This is a genomic window from Enterobacter sp. LM3 (assembly GCF_046622475.1).
Lineage (GTDB): Bacteria > Pseudomonadota > Gammaproteobacteria > Enterobacterales > Enterobacteriaceae > Enterobacter > Enterobacter cloacae_P.
The window spans coordinates 18,789-37,994 of record NZ_JBJURN010000009.1; the positions used below are offsets into that span (position 1 = coordinate 18,789).

The 19,206-nt window shown below is 46.3% G+C and carries 14 protein-coding genes and 1 pseudogene; 6 read left to right on the forward strand and 9 right to left on the reverse strand.

Going from position 1 to position 19,206, the window contains the following annotated elements; genetic code table 11:
* Positions 1–328 precede the first annotated feature (328 nt).
* The 8 genes from ACJ9N4_RS11710 to evgA all read right to left on the reverse strand — a co-directional run bounded on the left by ACJ9N4_RS11710 (position 329) and on the right by evgA (position 11,733).
* Positions 329–1,840: an EAL domain-containing protein gene (locus ACJ9N4_RS11710; RefSeq protein WP_182919461.1), complete on the reverse strand. Its 1,512-nt coding sequence runs from the start codon at positions 1,838–1,840 to the stop codon at positions 329–331.
* A gap of 206 nt (positions 1,841–2,046) precedes the next feature.
* Positions 2,047–3,060 carry a fimbrial protein gene (locus ACJ9N4_RS11715; RefSeq protein ID WP_182919462.1) on the reverse strand — a complete coding sequence of 338 codons (1,014 nt, stop codon included), beginning with the start codon at positions 3,058–3,060 and terminating at the stop codon, positions 2,047–2,049.
* A gap of 17 nt (positions 3,061–3,077) precedes the next feature.
* On the reverse strand, positions 3,078–5,579 hold the full coding sequence (locus ACJ9N4_RS11720; protein WP_182919463.1) for a fimbria/pilus outer membrane usher protein: 2,502 nt from the start codon (positions 5,577–5,579) through the stop codon (positions 3,078–3,080).
* 11 nt (positions 5,580–5,590) lie between these two features.
* Complete coding sequence (locus ACJ9N4_RS11725; protein WP_411500514.1) at positions 5,591–6,238, reverse strand: molecular chaperone; 648 nt, start codon at positions 6,236–6,238, stop codon at positions 5,591–5,593.
* 74 nt (positions 6,239–6,312) lie between these two features.
* Positions 6,313–6,831, reverse strand: coding sequence for a fimbrial protein (locus tag ACJ9N4_RS11730; protein ID WP_196390888.1), 519 nt, complete (start codon positions 6,829–6,831; stop codon positions 6,313–6,315).
* 109 nt (positions 6,832–6,940) lie between these two features.
* Positions 6,941–7,459 carry a helix-turn-helix transcriptional regulator gene (locus ACJ9N4_RS11735; protein WP_182919465.1) on the reverse strand — a complete coding sequence of 173 codons (519 nt, stop codon included), beginning with the start codon at positions 7,457–7,459 and terminating at the stop codon, positions 6,941–6,943.
* Positions 7,460–7,918: 459 nt separating this feature from the next.
* Positions 7,919–10,804, reverse strand: a complete 2,886-nt coding sequence (locus ACJ9N4_RS11740) for a response regulator (RefSeq protein WP_411500515.1) — start codon at positions 10,802–10,804, stop codon at positions 7,919–7,921.
* A 299-nt stretch (positions 10,805–11,103) separates the two neighbouring features.
* Positions 11,104–11,733 carry an acid-sensing system DNA-binding response regulator EvgA gene (evgA, locus tag ACJ9N4_RS11745; protein WP_182919467.1) on the reverse strand — a complete coding sequence of 210 codons (630 nt, stop codon included), beginning with the start codon at positions 11,731–11,733 and terminating at the stop codon, positions 11,104–11,106.
* A gap of 419 nt (positions 11,734–12,152) precedes the next feature.
* Between evgA and ACJ9N4_RS11750 the strand changes: the two are divergent.
* Positions 12,153–12,242 (forward strand): annotated as a pseudogene (locus ACJ9N4_RS11750) (integrase); the annotation flags it as partial.
* A gap of 566 nt (positions 12,243–12,808) precedes the next feature.
* Here ACJ9N4_RS11750 and ACJ9N4_RS11755 read toward each other — a convergent pair.
* Positions 12,809–13,435 carry a TetR/AcrR family transcriptional regulator gene (locus ACJ9N4_RS11755; protein ID WP_182273869.1) on the reverse strand — a complete coding sequence of 209 codons (627 nt, stop codon included), beginning with the start codon at positions 13,433–13,435 and terminating at the stop codon, positions 12,809–12,811.
* A 138-nt stretch (positions 13,436–13,573) separates the two neighbouring features.
* On the opposite strand from ACJ9N4_RS11755, the gene ACJ9N4_RS11760 reads away from it, so the two are divergent.
* The 5 genes from ACJ9N4_RS11760 to ACJ9N4_RS11780 all read left to right on the forward strand — a co-directional run bounded on the left by ACJ9N4_RS11760 (position 13,574) and on the right by ACJ9N4_RS11780 (position 19,203).
* The gene (locus ACJ9N4_RS11760) at positions 13,574–13,861 is read left to right on the forward strand and encodes a YtcA family lipoprotein (protein ID WP_182273870.1); all 288 of its coding nucleotides are present in this window, start codon (positions 13,574–13,576) and stop codon (positions 13,859–13,861) included.
* A gap of 9 nt (positions 13,862–13,870) precedes the next feature.
* The gene (gene mdtN, locus ACJ9N4_RS11765) at positions 13,871–14,890 is read left to right on the forward strand and encodes a multidrug transporter subunit MdtN (RefSeq protein ID WP_182273871.1); all 1,020 of its coding nucleotides are present in this window, start codon (positions 13,871–13,873) and stop codon (positions 14,888–14,890) included.
* A gap of 12 nt (positions 14,891–14,902) precedes the next feature.
* A complete protein-coding gene (locus tag ACJ9N4_RS11770; protein WP_411500516.1) occupies positions 14,903–16,882 on the forward strand; it encodes an FUSC family protein in 1,980 nt (659 codons plus the stop codon).
* Between the two features lie 291 nt (positions 16,883–17,173).
* Positions 17,174–18,754: an AMP-binding protein gene (locus tag ACJ9N4_RS11775; RefSeq protein WP_182273873.1), complete on the forward strand. Its 1,581-nt coding sequence runs from the start codon at positions 17,174–17,176 to the stop codon at positions 18,752–18,754.
* Entirely contained in the window at positions 18,751–19,203 is a 453-nt protein-coding gene (locus ACJ9N4_RS11780) for a MarR family winged helix-turn-helix transcriptional regulator (protein WP_182273874.1), read from the forward strand. The genes ACJ9N4_RS11775 and ACJ9N4_RS11780 overlap by 4 nt, the downstream gene beginning before the upstream one ends.
* Positions 19,204–19,206: the final 3 nt, after the last annotated feature.

A 19,206-nucleotide genomic window follows, 5' to 3' on the forward strand; every position in this document is an offset into this window, starting at 1 on the left:
TTTTTTAACCCGCATCCTATCTCCTGTTATCAACTGGACTCAACCGGAATCAAGTTACCGTTGGGACATTCTGTGTTCGGTTCAGAGATACGCCCCAATGAAGCTTAATGCCTGGCATCGTATCACCCCAGTAACGGTGTTTTACACGCTACCGGAATTATCGAAGGCAGGTTAAGTACTTAACCTTATAACCTGTATAAATACGTTTGGGGGCAGCACCGCGTGTAACTGTTGAGCCAGGCCCAGCCGCGGCGGCGACAACGATCCCTCTGAAGACCCACCCTTAAAATTTTCAAGTCAGGGTTTAAGGAAGCGTTCTGGCTTCTTTTTATAGGGTGGAGTGCTGCAACTTGTCGAAGAAAACCGCTGCCTTAATGGGCCTCGAAAAGAAGTAACCTTGTAAAAAGCTGACCCCCATCGCGACCAACTTCTCACGCTGCGAGGCGCTTTCCACACCTTCCGCAATGGTCAGGCACCCCCTGTCTTTTGCAATAGCGATAATATTGCGGACGATGGCCTCTTTGCCCTCGTCCGTTTCAATTTCTTGGGTAAAATGTTTATCGATCTTGATGTAGCGCGGACGAAGTTGCATCAACAGCTTATAATTGCAGTGGCCTGTACCAAAATCATCTGCTGAGAGTGTCACCCCCAGCATATCAAGTTGCTGACAAAGTTCTCTGACAAACGCGGAATCTTCAACGGCGACTCTTTCGGTGATCTCTAGCCCAATATGTAATGCTGTGTTCGCCGTTTTATCCCTGAATGACTGACAGGCGTTTAACAGGCTATGGCCTGCAAAATCCGCAGCCGAGACGTTGAAAAATAGCGTCGTTAATGGAAGCGATTTCAAATCCAACGACTCAAAGCTTCGGATTACCGATTGGATGCCCAATTCGGTGATGCGGCTTACCAGGCCATTTTTCTCAGCCAGGGGAATAAACCGATCCGGCGGAACATTGCCCCATTTCGGGTGCTGCCACCTCATCAAAATCTCACCTGCAACAATATTGCCGCTGCGAGCCTCTACAATCGGTTGGATGAAAGGCTCTAGCTGGTTATTATCGATCGCCTCTCGTAACATAAAAAACATCGATTGACGATGAATCAGGTATTTTAAAAATAATATCGAGAGTCCTCCGGAAATTAAAAAAATCAGTAAAATCCTGTCATGTTCACTCTGCCAGAAAGTGAGCAAACTAAGCGGTACCAAAGGTAACGCGCTGACACTATATTTAAATTGTGTGGAGGAATACGTGATCTGCCCTTCAGGTAACAGATTTTTAAAAATATTCCCAGTGGCATCAAGCGAAACACCATTCACCGTCATAATATAAGAGTAACTCCCGTGATATTTTTTAAGTTCATTTTGAATATAATAATTATCCAGGCCGACCATGACGCTTTTTTCTCCACGGGACACGTGGTAGACCAACAGTGATTTAGAAGGCTTGACGGAGTTATCGCTCATTAAAAAAAGTGATTTAGTGGGGGGCCAATGAGCGTCAGATGTAAAATTCACACCGCCAAAAATTGAAGAGCAATAAAGGTGTTTCCCCTGCAGTAAATTGATGGTTGTTACATCCGGTAGCGTAGCCACCAGCTTACGTACTTCAGTCTGTACTTTATTGTTACATTGACCATTAAGCAGGTCTGTCGCACGATTACCCGCGATGCTGGCATTGCTAATAATGCTGTCCAGTTCACCAACGATAGTCTGTAGATGGTTCTGGGTCAGTTTTTTTTGATTTGTTATTAATTGATGAAAAAGAAAACTTACACCTGCGGCACAGAGGACAAAAAAAAGAGTTATACAAATAATAATGCTATTGCGGTAACGCATATGGCTCCAGATGTTTTCATTCAAAGTGAAAGTCGTAAATGAAATTTATTTAATGAATAATGAACAACATCCAGCTGTCTGTAATTATCAGAGGACAATTACAGCTGTAGGCAAAGACGTAAGTAATAATAAGCCACTGCTTATCTTATGCGAATTTTCGGCGGGGTCCGCTTGCGGCACCCAGATTTCCTCTGGCGTTAATATCGCTATTGATACGTCATGGTAAATGACAGCACGCCGTTAGCGGTACCGGTAGTGATCGTATCCCCGGTCTGATAATAGCGCGCCTTTAGTGGCACGCTGAAACTGCCGCCTGTTGAGGAGGTTCCCACGGCGATATCGGAACCCAGCGCCATCGGCAGATTGTTATAAAGCAGCTGAATCCCCACGCCTGTCGCTGCGTTATTGCCACTGGTAGTATTGATGACCCCTCTGTTGGCATCAAAAATACTCCCCTCCATTTTCACGCTGACCTTTGTTCCGGCGTTGCAGGTCATCGGCAGGTTGAACGATTGGGTGTAAGCATCTCCGGGCGTAGATCCTTTGCCGCTAAATGTGTTTTTATCCACATCTCTCATATCAACAGGTATTGATGTCGTTGCCAGATTACAGGCCGGGGTAGTCACCGTGAACGCATTGATACTGACATTCGCTGCGGGGGATTGCCACAGCAGCGCGTTATTCAGCAAAACCAGCGCACCTACCGTTCTCGCAGTTATCGTTCCGGATCCCGTTTCCGTTGCGGTTTTATAAAACGTCACTGTCATGGTGCCATTCAACGTCGGGCTGACCATTCCGCTGGTGTTCTCACAAAGCTTAGCGGTATTGATATCGCCCCGAATAGTATTACTTCCGGTGACTGCCGTGCTGCCGCCAGCACATATTGTCGTGGAGCCCGAGATGGCATAACCAATACCGTCGACATTGGTTTTATACACTCGCCGGCCGTTCACCATCGAATCAAATGTGCCGTTCGCCATCACACCGAAAACCTGACTGGAGATCAGACCCTGATCCGAATTGAAACAACTAAACGCATTGATCGTCGGTGTCACGAGCTGTGTTCCGATAACCGCGCCTACGGGGAGGTTGCGCGATATCGTAATATTCTGCGGTGAGACAGCGGTTGAAGGCGTTGTTGTGGTGCAATCCCAGGCAAGAACCGTACGAGAAAACATCCCCAGCGCAGCAATAATCAGGGTGGTTAAAATAGGTTTCATTTTTCTTTCTCTCCGGCTCAATGACATTGCGCAGTAACGTTGTGCGTTTTGTCAGAGGGCTGTGTTATCTGATAGGCCGCACGGCAGCTTTCGCCAGCCCAGTTAACTTCAACGGTACCTTTTTCCGGTGCGCCGTTTAGCCAGACCCGTTTGTGATCGTCCACAATGCCATTCGCCACGTTATCGCGATTTTTAACGATGGCTGTGGCCCCGAACGGGATCTCACTTCCAGTCAATTGCAGCATGACTTTGTAACCCGTTACGGTGGGGTAATCCGCCAGCGCCAAAGCACCTTTTGTTGGTACTACCGTTCTCGTATCATTGAGCACATCGGTATTGTTATTCAGCGTAGCGGTATCCAGCGACAGGCTGTTCTGTCGATATGGCGTAACGTACGGCACCACCGCAAAACCTTTGCTGTCGGTGTAAATACCGCTATTGTTTGCCACCTTCACTCCGGCAGCGTTATCCGCTTTCACCAGCGCCAGGGTCTCGCCAAGAGGCTGAGTCGCGGCGATGCCGTATGGATGAACCACCAGTCCGCCCATCGCGCCAACGGAAAACTGGCGGTTATCACGGGAATAGCTGTAGCCCAGCTGATACTCCCCATGGCGGCCTTTATAATTGGCGGAAGCGCTGCCCATCGCGTCGGAACCTTTGCTGTTATAGCCTTGCTGCACGTTCCAGCTCAGTTTTTGATCTTCCAGCGCAGAACCGGATAATCCCATCTGTGAAACGCTATCGCCTTTTTTGTTACCGTTAGCAGAAACGGTCATCCAGCTGTTTGGCAAAAAACGTGATAGCGGGATCTGCATCGTAAAAGCGACGATATGATCGTTGTCATTGCGCCATGGCCCCTTTGAGTAGCTGTAGTTCAGGCCGTAATTAATATTGTTAACGCTGGTGTTGTATCCCGCGTTAATGCTGCGCTCGCTATTACCTCCCCAGTAATCCTGTTGCCAGGCTGAGAGATTCAGGTTGCCCCAGTCGCGAAGTCTTTGATTCAGCGTTATCTGAGCCTTACTACGTTTATTTCGCTGATAGCGCCAATTGTCATCAAGCTGCATCTCATCGCCTGCAATACGAAACGGATTCACATCGCCGTTTGCTTCCTGAAAATCGCGAAAGCCCGATGAAGAGTAACGATAACCCGTCAAATTCAAAGATGTTCCTGTCGTCGCGAAATCTTTGGCGTACTGTGCGCGTAACGAAACCCCTTCTGACGTCTTTTCAGGCAACTGCGAACGAGCAAACGTGGTGTCAAAAGAGAGTGAGCCAATATCCCCAAACCCCTTACCTATACCCAATGCGCCTGACCAGTAATCTTCAGAAACTATCATCCCGCCATACACCGTTGTATCCCACGGTAAGCCATAGCCCAGGGTACTTTGCAGGAATGTCGGTTCCTTATCCTGGTCGCTTGCCGCCCGATATTTTCCCGCAGCTAGCGCATACCTGAATTGACCTTCGCGCTGCATAACCGGTACCGCAGAAAACGGCTGGATAAACTGATGCACGGAGCCGTCCGCTTCACGAACCGAGACGTCGAGATCGCCGCTGGCGGCGGTGGGATAAAGATCGTCGATCATAAACGGTCCCGGGGGAACATATGATTGCCAGATAATATTCCCGGCCTGACGTATGGTCACCTGAGCGTTGCTCTGTGCAATACCGCGAACCACAGGAGCAAACCCGCGTACGCTTTCCGGCAGCATCGAGTCATCTGAATAAAGCTGCACACCACGGAAATTCACGCTGTCGAAGACCCCAGCCTGGGTATAACCATCACCAACGCTAAACTGACTTTTCAATACCTTGATATCTCGCTCAAGCGAGGTGCTAATTGTGTTCCAGCGGCTCATTCCATTGCTGTTGTTATAAGTTGAATAATTACGGAGTCGCCAGGGACCTGCATTGATACCGCTACGCAGATTTAAATAACTGTCGTTGTGCGATTCGGCGTCACCACGGTTATTCGCAGCTGAAAAGTTATAATTCACAAACAGCATATTCAACCCGTCATCCCACTGCTCCGGCGATACGGAACCCTGAGGATCCCGCCGCAGATATTCCTGCGGAACCGAGACTTCAAGCCGCATGCCATCAAACTGAAAATGGCTCTGACTCCCCGGCAGGAGTTCGCTGATATTGTCGATCGTCGCTGATTCATCCATATCCATCCAGCCGGGCTGCGCGTTGGGTTTTACTCCCCAGCGCGTAAAATCTTCCCGTTTCAGAGTCGGTGATAAGGCACTTTCATTTCCGACGAATGAGATATCGCGTGTTTCCACATAGTTACCGTTAAGATAAATTTCCACATGATAAACACCGGGAACCTGCCCGTCGGTTTTGCTAAAAAGGGATATATCAATGTCCCTTGTGATATTTCCGCGTGTTTCAATAAAGTCTGGCGAGAAATAATCTTCCGCCAGCCCTGGTGTAGCGCGTAAACAAAAAAGAATAAACAAAAATAACTGAGTTAGTTTAGCAAAACCTGACACCACATTGGTCTGGGACATGGATGATTAACCTAAAAATTAAATTTATGCTCAGCCGTGATACCTCCGAAATCATTGATCGCACGCCATGATATTTCACCACCATTTAACGCCGACTGAGATAGCGATAAGGTTTGAAATGGTAAAACCATTGGAGGTTTAGCTAATTCTTTTCCATTCACTTTCACATGATAAAGCGACACGCTATAAGGTGACGGATTATGCACATTCAGTTTCCCATCAGAGACTGAAAAAGTTAATTGTTGATATGCCAGTGAAGGATCTCCTTTTAGGCCAGACGGGCGATAAAAAACCTTCATTTTGCTTTTTACTGCAATCAGCAACTCATTTTTCGCATCCGCCGACGATGACGGTATTGATTTAATATTTAGCCAATACACGCTTTCCCGGTCCTGAGGTACAGAATTACCGATTAACATCACACGAACCGAATTCTGCGCATGCGGATTTAGTTTAAATAAAGGCGGCGTGGTAATAAATGGACTATCACCATCGTCACTGTTTTCATTGCTACTCACCCATGACTGAATCAGATATGGTGTATTGTCCGGGTTACTCACGCTGATTGCCGCCTGACTACCGCTACTATTATAAATAAGTCGGGTGCCGCCTATTTCCACACCACTAATTGCCGCGGAAGAGAGAAGGAGTAAACTCACGGCGATTTTTTAAGTACTTTCTGTAACATGAAGAGATCCTGAGAGAATAACAAGGGCCACAAGTGGCCCTGTTTTTACTGGTAAGTCACGGTAAATGATGTCGAAGAGTTTGCCGTTCCTGCACCAACGACTCCCGTTGCCATATATTTAGCAAAGTAAGTCAGCGTGTTATTAACATCTTCCAGCAGACTTACCCTTGCTGAGGAGGAACCCACCGGAATCAGCGTCGTACTGTCCTGCTCATAGAGAGCTACTCCGACGTTAGTTGCAGTTTGCCCGTTGCTCAGCGCCAGAATGGAGGGATTAGCGGTGTTGGTCGTGCCATCAAAGCGAATGCTGGCGCTGGAAATACTGGCCGGGCAGGATTTCAGCACAATGTTAAAACGTTTCGCCGCCGCCGTAGTGTTATTACCGCCGGTAAAAGCGGTGGTTGAAATGGTGCCGAGCTCAACGGGTTGAGCGATAGACGTTGTGTCGACCACGCATGCCGTACCCGTGATACTGCCGGTAAAATTAATTACCCCATCAGCAGCATTTGCAGCCTGAGAAACGGACAGCGACACAAGAGCAGAAAGCAGTGCAATCTTTTTCATATATAAATTCCATATAGTTAATTAAATTGTAAGAAAACAAATTTTAAATATTAAAGAAATCCATGTGGACTTTTACATTCATAAAACCATTTTTAATAAAGCATGCTACTCAGTCATATTCATAAGAGCTCTGCTTATAGACCTCACTGCGCGCAATGTTCTGATACAGCGCAACACGGTTACCTTGCTGTAGTTTAAAAATCAGACTGCGGCGATGTGCATAAAACGTTTTTATTGTCATTCCTAATTGCTGGCTAATCTCTTTGACATCCAACCCTTTTTGCATGCAAGAGAGCACTTCTTCCTCACGCTGAGAAAGTGAATATTTCACTCTGTAATTATATTGTGAGTTCTTAACCAGCAAACAGGAGAGAATTTCATTTAATCGGCACTTCTTGTCAATAAAGACGAAGTCAGGCATATGCTTTAAGGCATAGTAGTCAAGAACGTTGCTGATAAAAATAATAACTTTTTTTCCGGGAATTATGTTTTTTCGCACCTCAGATATGCATATCGTTTCAATGTCTATAATACAATAATTTTCATCAATCAACTCCGGAGTTAACAACTCACTCATGCCGACGATAAAAAAATAATCATCAGAAAAAATGGAACCTGACAAATCCATAAACTTACCTTCCAGGCATAATCCTCTTTATTATTTAGCGTCAGTAATCCCTCTCATGTATCAGTGTGAAATTTACAGAAATTATATGTTTATAACAGTATAAAAGTAATGGATTTCGGACTGGGGGTTAAAAACGATCGTTTCTACTATCTTTTCATCATTCAAAGAACATTAATCCATTAAAAACAATGAAAGACAAATAAAAACACCAGTTAAAAATAAAAATTATGGCATTTAAAACTACCATGAAACATAGGCGCAACTTAATGATCTATGGTTGTTTGATAGCCAGAACTTGTAATAATCATCAATTTGGATTTTTCTTAGGTAATATTCTATCGTCACTTAACAAAAGGTACTGCATCGGAACAGGGCTAATTTTACCCGGTTAACAGTAGAGCAACATCAGCGAGGGCTTATTATTCTGTCGGCAAGCGCCTACATATGTAGGAAAAGAGGCTATTGCTGAAATTTTTCAATGGCCTGGTCAAGCTTGTTGAGCGAGCTTTCGATTCGGTTCAAAACGTCGAACAGTTCTGCCGCAGAAACAGCGTCAGGCAATCGTTCTTCCAGCATTTGGGCAATAGTGATGACTTCATTAATGCCCAGCAATTGAGCAGTGCCGTTGAGGCGATGAATATGATACTTCACTGACGGATAGTCTTCGTCGCGTGCGGCCACCCGGGCTGCTTCTAAATCGTGTCGATTTTCCCGCTGTGCATCATGCAGTGCCGCGAGCATAAGCCCCCGATTGCCTTGCGCCAGCACCGCCAGGCGCTTCTCATCGAACGCCCCTCCATTCGTCTGGCTTACTCCGGCTAACAGGCCAGAGATCTGCGCGAGGGTAATTGGCTTAAACAGACAGTCGGTCATTCCCGCCGCAAGGCAGCGTTCACGCTCATGCTGCTGCGCTGTAGCGGTCAGACCCCAGATGGGAAGATCGCTATCAAATCTTCTTACTTCGCGGGTAAGCGCAATACCGTCCATCACGGGCATGTTAAGGTCGGTAATCAATAAATCGTAACGGTCCTGCTGAAGATAGCGTAATGCCTCTTCGCCGTTTTTCGCTTCATCCGCAGCAATTCCCAGTGAGGCGAGCTGACGTTTTAACAGCAGACGACTGGAAGGGTGATCGTCGGTAATTAATACCCGCAGCGCTTTGCCAATAAACGGAGGCGGTGAGGGCTCAGTTTCAACGACTTCAGTGAGTGCATCATATGAAATTTGTACTGGCAGGCTCAGCGTCACGCTGGTTCCCTGATTAAGTTCACTTTGCAGATCTATTGTGCCCCCCATCTGCTTCATCAATGCCTTTGTGATAGCCAATCCCAGCCCTGACCCGCGATGAAATTCCCCCATTTTCCCCTGACTGAAGGGCATAAAAAGCGACTTTTGTTCTTCGCCGCTGATACCGGGTCCTGTATCGTTTACAGAAATTACCAGTGTGTGATTCAGCTTCTTCGCCGAGACCTGAACGTGTCCATGACGGGTAAATTTCACCGCATTGCCGATAAGATTCATCAGTACCTGTCCCAACATCTGTGGATCTAGCTGCATAGCTTCTTTTGGATCCAGATGCGAGTCATAGCGCAGTCCTATCCCTTTCTGCGCGGCAAGCGCGGTAAAAAGTAATACTTTTTCTTTGAGAATCGCATCAACATGCACCCACTTCGGCATCACTTCCTGCAAACCGGACTCTATCTTCTCCAGATCGAGGATCTCACCAATCAGTTTCAACAGTGAGCGCGAAGCTGTAACGGCATGATCGACCGAGGTTTTATCTTCAGGGCTGAGGTTTGTCGTTGAGTTTTGCAGCAGTTCCAGAAATCCCACAATGGCACTTACTGGGGTGCGGATCTCGTGGCTCATATGAGAGAGGAAGTTTCGTTTCTCTTCATTCGCTTTCTGCGCTTTGTTCTTTTCTATCACCAATAAACGCTGCGACTCTTTTCTTCTACGTACCTGCCGTGCCAGGTAGAGCACCCAGAGTAAGGTGCTGACCACCAGCAGCGTAGCGAGGGTCGCGACCAGGTAGAAGGGGCGGTTATACAACTCCCAGGTATCTATTTGGACGTCCGGCAGACGTACCCATTTACCGACAATCTGTAAAACTTCCTTCTGGGGGATATCGTCCAGGGCCTTATCAAGGATCTGCCTTAATTCAGGCTCTGAGCGGGGAACAGCAAAACTGATTGCCGCCGGTTGCACCTCCGGTAACGGGAGCCATGTCAGCCTGTCGGGATAATAATGTTCGCTGAGGTAGCGAGCGGTGAGCTGATTAGAGATCGCTGCGTCTACTTTCCCCGTTGCAACAAGATTTAATGCCACGCTGGCGTTTTCTACTTCTTGCCAATGGATATCCGGATGACGGGCTTTCATTTGCATCAGTAGCGGGTGATCTGCGCTTATCGCCACGTGCGCCCCTGCCTTTAGCGCTATCGCCTGAGCATCTTCTTTTCTGACAACGGTGACAAACTGGGTGGTAATAAAAGGATGAGTGAAGGAGAGGGCGTTTTGGAGGCTCAAATCATAGGTGGCGGCCTGTACAATATGCCAGTTGCCTTTTTTCATCTCCGAAAGCATATCTTCATGCGAGTTGACGACAACTGTTTCGTATTGCAGGCCGGTTTGCAGACTAATCAGATTAAGAATATCCCCTACAATACCCCGTACTTCCTGATTATTGTCGGCCATAGTGTAAGGTGCAAACCACGGATTAATAATTACCCGCAGCGTTTTGTTTGTTTTTAGCCACTGTTTTTCACGAGGCGTCAGATTGAGTGGTTCGAGCAAAAAAGAGAGATTGCCTTTGTCGATCATCGACTGCGCAATTTGTCCATGCTGATTTTCATCTATTGCATTGATGGTGCTATTAATGATGTTCAGCAAGCGCTCTTGTGCCGGTAAGAATAAAAAGTGGCTCATTTTCTGCGGCGAAGGCCAGTATTTAACCGTACTCAATGCCAGGCTGAACTCCTGGGAAAGCCAGGTGCTGGTGGTCAGCGAATCTCCCATAAACCATCTATTCTGCCCGGTAATAACGGAGTTCAGCGCCTCCTGATAGCTGGCGTAATTGGCTATTTCGGCATTCGGAAACGCCTCATGAATGAAATCAGCGCCAGGATAGCCCTCAACAACCGCAATACGAGTACTTTGCGGACTTTGCAAGGGCCCCATAACGTTAGAGAGCGAGGTCACCAGCACGGGCCAGGAATGCACCAGTGACTCCGAGAGCTGAATACCCTCCTCAGCGAACGGAAACGTATCAAGACCGGTCAACACCGTGTCAATCTCACCCGCACGTAGTGCGCGGATCGCATCGGCGCGGTTTTTATAGCTCAGCACGGCGATGCGGACATTTAGCGAGTAATGGATTAGCGTCAGATAGTCAGCATTCATTCCCCTGTAGCGCCCGCTGAGCGTGGTTTGCACCAACGGAGCCTGCTCCGGTTGATAGACCCCGACGCGTAGCGCTCTTTTCTGCAACAGCCAGCGCTTGTCATCCTCGCTCAAGTAAACCGGTACCGGCGTAATGTAACTATATCCCGACAGCTCCAGCTCAATGGGGGAGGCATCCTGAGCATAAACAGCACGTCCGCTGAAAACCCAGAGGAGCAGAAGTAGTACAAGCCGTAGATCCATCTTCAGGTCAGCTTATTCTGATGGGCAAAAGAGAGGAGTTCGACTAATGATTTACAGCCTAATTTTTCCATTAATCTCGTTTTATAGGTGCTTACCGTTTTACTGCTAATATACATCGCTTCGCCGATCTGTGTATTATCAAGGCCGCTCAGCATATAGTTCATTACTTTCATCTCCTGCGCGGAGAGAGATTCAAGACGCTGGTTATCCGTGAGTGCCGCAGACGGTTCTTCCAGGAAAAAGGGAAAGTAGCTATAACCATTTTGCGCCGCATTAATCGCTGCGAGGATATTTTCCATATCCTGCTTTTTACTAATAAAAGCATTCGCGCCAGCCTGCGCGCAGCGTTTACTGTAATAGCGGTCGTTTTTTGCTGATACTACGATTAACACACCGGTAAAACGCTGCGCCCTGAGTTTCTCTACCAGCTCAACGCCATTTATGCCGGGGATTTCGACATCCACAACGACGATATCCACCGCTGTTTTCGTCAATGCCTTTAGGGCCGCAGCCCCGCTTTCAAACTCTTTGATGATGACAATGTGCTGTTTTTCCAACACGCCACGTATGGCCATGCGCGCCAGGGGATGGTCATCCACAATAACGGCGGTAGGAGACAGAGGCTCATTCATAGGCTACCTGAAAACTGTAAATCGTCGGAGACAACATACTCAGGATGATATCCTAACGATACGGCTGACTGATTTATAAATTAAAAATTTTTGTACCAGCTCACGTTGTGGTGGTCAACTAAAACCGGCCACCAGTTGAGGTTATTCCTGTATCGATTTTCTTGTAACCATCCCTGTAAACCGAACCATTCACTTTTAGAGATCTTCCGACATATTGATTATGTTCCCCGAGGAGATCGCCCCGCGTAAAACCCGTTTTACTGAACACCAGAGCATTGCCGTTCTGACGTTCGTCAAAGCCGGGTGTACCGTTAAATATGTCTTTCGGTGTGTAACCCGGCTCCGCTGGTGACGCCTGAGGTACTTAACCCGGCGGGTCGATAGACGTTATGCATGAAACCGCTGTCCTGTGGCACGTGAGGCCCCATGAGTCACTGAATAACCAGGTGCCGGAAGAGTATAGGTTGATGGCTGAAACACCAGATATCTCAAAAAGTGCATGGAACTAAAACCAGTGTCCTTACATCCTGATTCACCAGCAATTAGCGCAAAATATCATAAGATACTGGAGAGATTATGCAGATATGGTTATATGGATAAAGACCTATTTGGACACGGTAAAAAGAGAGGCAAGTGTGCAGTTTATATAAAAATTTCATGGCGAAATTAAATAGAAGAATGTAATCACCATTAGTGAAATTAAAAAGCATTTTGGCAATAAATGCTCTCAATCTAATAATAGGTTGATTGATTTTAATTGGCTTTTTAAGATAGTTTGTCCACGATTTCTTGATATACTTAAGCGCGAAGTATTCTTCTGAATTTGGCCTGCTTAATTGCAGGCTTTTTTTTAATTATAGAAAATTCAGTATCAAGAACATCGGTTTGCTAACCACATTTACTCAGTGGCTGTGACGTTCTTTCGCGGAGGGAGTCAGCATGCAATTCAACCACCTCTTGATGCTATGAGAGGTAGTGCATGGGACAGGGTGGTTGCGTTAACAACCTTGCACTTCAGGACATGTACTCAGACATATATCAGCAATAAATGCCTTTGATATCAAAGGCATTTTTACTAATCTGATTTAACCAACTGTACTTCCGTTGATTCAAGGTAGAGTGCCAGAGTATGCAGTATTTTGGGAATGAACTCGTAAGGAAGTTTATTATCCCGCTGGAAAGCCTGCTGCAGAGTACCTATAGCGAGGGAATGAAGGAAGTTCGCTTCTCGTATAATTTCTGGTTTCGTAACGTTCTTGATCCTGCACTCTAATATATGGATCAGGAATGCAAGAAACTTCGACTGTGTAAAATCCGGATTTATTCTCAGAAGAAGTGGTAAATAGGCCTTGTTCTCAATAAGGAAGTTGGCATAGGGCTGAAAAATAGTATTAATAAGATCGCCTGCAGGCAAAGAGCACCAGTCCTGCTCCACATGTTTGTTCTTTATCGCGTCCAGCATCTCGGAAAGTTTGTTATCAAAACTGAGCTTCAGTGATGCCTTAACGGACTCAATATCGGGGAAAAAATGATAAAGCGAACCCGGCGCTGTACCTGAACGCTTTGCAAGCTCCTGAATAGTGAGCTTTTCAATGGAGATGTCACTGATAATCTCAGCGGCTGCATCCAGGATTTTTTGAACCCTGAGGTGCCCCCTTCGTTGCATGGGGGGTCGTAAGCGGTTGGTATCTGAAATTGCCATAATGCGTCCCGGAAGAAGGTGACCTGTTGGTTGTCTATTTTGCACGATCTTGAGATTTGGTGCTGTATAAGATAAGCTAAACTTGAATAAAGATTCAAGTTTAGCTACTTTAACATTAAATTTCATGAACATACGAAAATGCACAAACATCCAGGCAAGCCATCATCATTCCATCTTCTGACGGTGCTGTTTATTGCCGTGAGCTCCCTGACTGGGTGTTCTCCCGCACCTTCTGTTGTCTTTTTCGGCGCATCCTTCCCTGACTGGCTTCTGTGTACGGGCATCGGTGTTACAGGAATGACGCTCTTACACCTACTTTCCAGTAACTTGCACAAAACGGGCTGGTTATCCCCGGCAGTCGTTGTGTATCCCTGCGTTACAGCATTGATTTCTATGCTGGCATGGCTGATTTTCTTCCCGTCTTAAGGTGCCGAAATGACCGTAAAAAGAAAAATTTATGCGCTCAGTTTATTACTGGTGACGCTGATGGTTTTGGTGCTTGTCTTGTTCAGAATTGATGCCGCACCGCGTACTGATGATGCTTATGTCTATGCTGACACCATCAACGTCGTTCCTGAGGTGAGTGGCAGAATTATTGAATTGCCAGTCAAAGATAACCAGCTCGTGAAGAAAGGGGAGCTGCTTTACCGCATTGATCCGCGTCCATTCCAGAATTCACTGGATGCCAGTCAGGCCCGCCTGATCACCCTGAATGAGCAGATCAAGTTATCAGAACGCTCCGTCAGTGCGCAGCAGTACAACGCCGATGCCGTCGCTGCCCAGGTAGAGAGTGCCCGTAGTCAGTATCAGCAGGCGCAGGATACATATAACCGTAAGCTGGCGCTGATGGGTAAAAACTATGTGTCTAAAGAAGAGCTGGAGCAGGCCAGAACAGCGAGAAACAGTGCTGAAGCTAATTATAACTCGACCAGACTTCAGGCCCGACAGGCCAGTGCCGCTGTCAGCGGTGTGGATGCGCTTGTGGCGCAGCGGGATGAAGTCAGGGCACAAATTGCCGAAGCTAAGCTGAATCTTGAATACAGTGAAGTTCGTGCCCCATTCGATGGACGAGTCACGGCACTGAAGACCACTGCGGGTCAATATGCATCCCCGGCGCAACCCGTCATGACGCTCATTGATACAAGACAGTGGTATGTCATCGCCAACTTCCGGGAAACCGATCTGAAAGGTATTACTGAAGGAACAACGGCAACGGTATTTATCATGGCGGATACCAGCAAAGCTTTTTCTGGCACCGTAGAGTCAATGAGCTATGGCGTTGCTCCGGGTGACAGTGCCACCGTCGGAGGCCTGCAGTTAGTCGAAAAGACCATTAACTGGGTTCATGTTTCCCAGCGTTTCCCGGTAAAAATAAAAATGTCTGAAACCGATAAAGGACTCTTCCGTATTGGTGCTTCAGCTGTTGTAACGTTGCACCGCGGCAACAAGGTTTAACGGGGTCAGGCTATGGGTACCACGTCTCCTGCTATGAGTGATTTGTGGATTTCTATGCGTCCATATCCCGGGCGTCTGAACCATGTCTTACGTGCTATGGTGGCCTGTACGATTGTGGTGATCATGTCTCAAAGCCTGCAGGTACCGCTGCTGGCTTTGTCATTAATTACTGTTTTTTTTGTCACCCAGACGAACATTGTTGTGACCAGACTGACGGGGATACTGTTTATCGTCGGGTCCACTTTCTCTATTCTTCTGTCATTAATGGTTCTGAAAGTGACATGGAATACCCCGTTTTTGCGGATCCTAATCTCCTTCACGCTTTTTTTTGTCAGCGTGTTTTTGATGCGGACGACAAAAATCGGTGTGGTATTTTTTGTGGTTGCTATTGTCGCAATATACACGCAAAGCCTTGTGGATATTTCACCTGATGCAGAAACTCTGGTCAGAGGGATCCTTTGGGTATGGGTGGCCGTTAACTACCCCATTGCCGTGACATTAATTGTCAATTCTCTCCTGATGCCAGTGGAGCCGGAGATCCAGCTAAAACGGGCCATTGGAAAACAACTGTCGGATATGGCTTCTCTGCTTTCAGCTGATGCCACGTTACTGCGAAGACAAAATACCTTAAGCCAGGCAGGACGCGATATTCAGACGCTGTACCGGCTTTTACGTTACAAAACGATGCGGGACAAACATGCTGCACAAAAAGGGGGGCATTATCTTACTGCGATCGCAATTGTTTCTGAACTGCGTACGGCGTCGTGCCATCTTCCCGCTAGCTTTGAAGGGGAGGATGTATTAAAGGATGCAGAAACACTCCGTAATGCACTAAAGCCGTTAGAATTAATGCTAATTAATGGGGAGCCTGACTGGCAAACGAAACCTCCGGTATTGCATTCCGCAGAACCGGCCTTTATCGCGATAGCGGGCATTATCAGCTCTTATAACAAAAAAGTGGCGGCAGCGGAAAATAAGGCAAATACCCAGGTACCATCGCCAGCTACACACGCGGGTTTTCTGGTAAAGGATGCCTTCAGCAACGAACATTATGTGTTTTTTTCACTTAAAACACTGCTGAGTGCGGCAGTTTGTTATTTGTTCTATACCGCAACGGACTGGTCAGGTATTCATACCATTATGCTCAGTTGTCTCATTGTTGCGCAGCCAGGTCTGGGGAATACGCAGCGGAAAATCATCCTTCGTCTGGTCGGGGCTGCAGTTGGCAGTGTGTTTGCGCTGGTGACTATTGTCTATCTTACTCCACGGATCGATACGCTGTTTGGCTTGCTCTGTATTGTGCTTCCCGTCATCGCATTGTCTTCGTGGATCTCTGCTGGCCCGGAGAATGTAAGTTATGCAGGGGTGCAAATCATGTTCACCTTCGCTCTTGCGACGCTTGAGACGTTTGGTCCGGTCACAGGGCTGACAGAAGTAAGGGACAGGATCGTCGGTATTATCCTGGGGATTATCGTTGCAGGTCTTATCCATACCCTGATAAGACCGGAACGAGAGGGCGGTGTAATGCTGCAGAATCTTGGTGCATTATTTGATGAAGCCCGGAGCTGGCTTCACAGTGCAACTCGCCATAATGAAACACGTCAGAAGGTCGCGACCGGTCTCGTGGAATGTGAAGATATCGCGGCCAGAGTTGCCATTGAACCCACCTGGTTTAGCGCTGAAGGATCGCATGATCAGTTGCATCAACACTCTCTGTCGATTTTGAACGCCATAAAAAATGTGCTTTTTTATATCGATCGCGTTTCGTTTGAAAAAGAACATCTGAAAAACCAGGAACCCGCCAATGAATTTATTTTGGGGATTCAGGGTAATATGGACAAGATTTCCAGTGTGTTAAATGGCAGGACTGTAGGCGATGGCGATGTTTATTATCCTGTTCCCGATAGCGTATTGCCGGACTCGTTCATGGATGCCGCTAAGGGGTTAGAGGAGAGCCAGCGACACTTCTTTAACCTCACCTCAACGTTATAATTTGTCTTGTACTTAAGCCTCTGGTTGGGCTTAATTCGATGTTCTTGTTTTTATAATTTTGTTAAAAAATAAAAAGTTATTTTCAAATTTATTTGGAGTGTTGGGGTATTGTGTTTTTGAGTTATTTGATCATGGGGTTGTGACTATGAAATATAGTGGAAGCATGAAGTAACGTCGTGAAATTAAAATAAGTGAGGAAACTCCCACTTATAAAAAAACACCACTCCAGCTCTTGATTAAACATCTCTAATGTTAAAGATTAGTTAAAGACAATGACCGGGAGGCAATGCGGTGAAGCAGAACCAAACTAAAGAACATCATACTTTGACCGAAATGTTTGAATCATCTTGCATAACTTATGAGTGCTATCCTGCCATTATATGCAACGATGCGATAGTCAGTTATGCAAAAATGGGCGAGCTCAGCAGAAATATCGCTGCATGGTTACAAAATGAAGCTTTTTTTACGCGTGGTGATTGTATTGCTATCATGCTTCCAAATTCATTACAGTATGCAATATCAGTCATGGGGGTGTTACGGTCAGGGATGGTCGTTGTTAACATAAACCCAAATTCGACACGCTATGAAATTGAAAAATACATGATGGACTGTTGTCCTAAGGCCATCATTACGTTACCAGAACTGAAAGAAAAATGTCCGGAAGGTGATAATCTTTATATTATTGAAGTTGGTATGGATGATTTTCCGGACACGCCGGATGAATGTCTATCTGACTCATATGAAAAGGGAAATCTCACCACTCTCGAAAAAATTATATTTTTGGGACAGTCTTGTTCATTTACCGCTCCCGAGGTAAAACAGAATACCCTGGCCTTTCTTCAGTATACCGGTGGCACGAGTGGAATTCCAAAGGCGGCAATGTTGACTCATGGCAATATCGCGGCAAACCTCAATCAATTACATCATGTTTGCGGTGAATATCTGACAAAGGGTAAAGAGCGAATTGTAACTGCATTGCCCTTGTATCATATCTTTTCACTAACGGTGAATTTCCTTTATTTCTTTTCGATTGGCGCAGTGAATATTTTTATCAGAGATGCCAGAAAAATTGATGACGTCATCAGTGCCATGATGAAGTATAAATTTACGGCCATTACCGGGGTTAACACGCTTTATAACGCATTGTTGAACCACCATAAATTTACAGAACTGGATTTCTCAGCAGTGAATTTTTGCGTTAGCGGTGGTACGGAGCTGGTTCGCCCGGTGGCTGAGAAATGGTTCGGCATGACAGGAAAACCGATTCTGGCGGGTTACGGCATGACGGAGTGTTCTCCTCTGGTTTCCGTTCAGTCTTTTGCAACCACGCAATGCCTGAGTAACGTGGGTTGTGCCGTGACAGAGACGCAGATAAAACTGGTTGATGCCGATGGGAATACTGTTTCACCCGGTGAAAAAGGTGAAGTCGCAGTCAAAGGGCCTCAGGTTATGTCCGGGTACTGGAAAAGAGATGAAGAAACTCATGAGGCTTTAAGAGATGGATGGTATTTCACAGGCGATCTCGCCGTGCAGGATCGGCAAGGCGTCATTACTATTCAGGGCAGAAAGAAAGATATCATTATAGTTTCCGGGTTTAATGTTTACCCTGCTGAAATTGAAGCTGTGGTTCTGCAACATCCATCAGTCAAAGAGGCGGTGGCAATAGGCGTGCAGGATGATGTTACTGGCGAGGCGATAAAACTATTTATCGTGCCATCAGATATAACGCCAATGGAAAGTGATATTCGGGATTACTGCCGAAAATTTGTGACATCATATAAAGTGCCTAAACATATTGAGTATATTGATGCATTACCTAAATCTGGTGTGGGTAAGGTTCTCAGATATAAACTTAAAGGTATTTCGGAATGAGCGAAAAGCAGCAATCGCACGATCTTATTCGTGTGATTGAAAAACTTAATGTCCTTTATCACGAGATGAGGAATGAAGTTAATAAAGCTTTATTGCCAATGGCGTTAAGCTTATCAAAATTGCGTGTGTTGAAGGTGATACAAGATACACCACAATGCTATGCTTCAAGCATCATGGATTGTCTGAACTTCAGCTCCCGAAGTGTCACGGAAGCGCTGGATTTTCTCTTATTAGCCGGATTCATTACACGTGAAAAAGAATCTGGTAATCGTAAAGTGAAAATTGTCCGGCTCACCATGGCGGGAGAAATTATCCTTGCCAAAGCTATGAGCGAGCGGGACAGGAAACTGAATGAATTACTGTCTTGCATGAATAATAGTGATTTGGAAATGTTCCAGGACGTTATTAACAGAATGTTTATTTCGTACAAGAGCATGAAAGGCTTGTAATGG

What these genes read in the sequence shown, in the direction of transcription:
- mdtN (WP_182273871.1), top strand. Translation starts at nt 13,871, where the DNA reads ATGACCGTAAAAAGAAAAATTTATGCGCTCAGTTTATTACTGGTGACG.
- evgA (WP_182919467.1), bottom strand. Translation starts at nt 11,733, where the DNA reads ATGAATGAGCCTCTGTCTCCTACCGCCGTTATTGTGGATGACCATCCC.
- ACJ9N4_RS11715 (WP_182919462.1), bottom strand. Translation starts at nt 3,060, where the DNA reads ATGAAACCTATTTTAACCACCCTGATTATTGCTGCGCTGGGGATGTTT.
- ACJ9N4_RS11770 (WP_411500516.1), top strand. Translation starts at nt 14,903, where the DNA reads ATGGGTACCACGTCTCCTGCTATGAGTGATTTGTGGATTTCTATGCGT.
- ACJ9N4_RS11780 (WP_182273874.1), top strand. Translation starts at nt 18,751, where the DNA reads ATGAGCGAAAAGCAGCAATCGCACGATCTTATTCGTGTGATTGAAAAA.
- ACJ9N4_RS11730 (WP_196390888.1), bottom strand. Translation starts at nt 6,831, where the DNA reads ATGAAAAAGATTGCACTGCTTTCTGCTCTTGTGTCGCTGTCCGTTTCT.
- ACJ9N4_RS11755 (WP_182273869.1), bottom strand. Translation starts at nt 13,435, where the DNA reads ATGGCAATTTCAGATACCAACCGCTTACGACCCCCCATGCAACGAAGG.
- ACJ9N4_RS11760 (WP_182273870.1), top strand. Translation starts at nt 13,574, where the DNA reads ATGCACAAACATCCAGGCAAGCCATCATCATTCCATCTTCTGACGGTG.
- ACJ9N4_RS11710 (WP_182919461.1), bottom strand. Translation starts at nt 1,840, where the DNA reads ATGCGTTACCGCAATAGCATTATTATTTGTATAACTCTTTTTTTTGTC.
- ACJ9N4_RS11735 (WP_182919465.1), bottom strand. Translation starts at nt 7,459, where the DNA reads ATGGATTTGTCAGGTTCCATTTTTTCTGATGATTATTTTTTTATCGTC.
- ACJ9N4_RS11720 (WP_182919463.1), bottom strand. Translation starts at nt 5,579, where the DNA reads ATGTCCCAGACCAATGTGGTGTCAGGTTTTGCTAAACTAACTCAGTTA.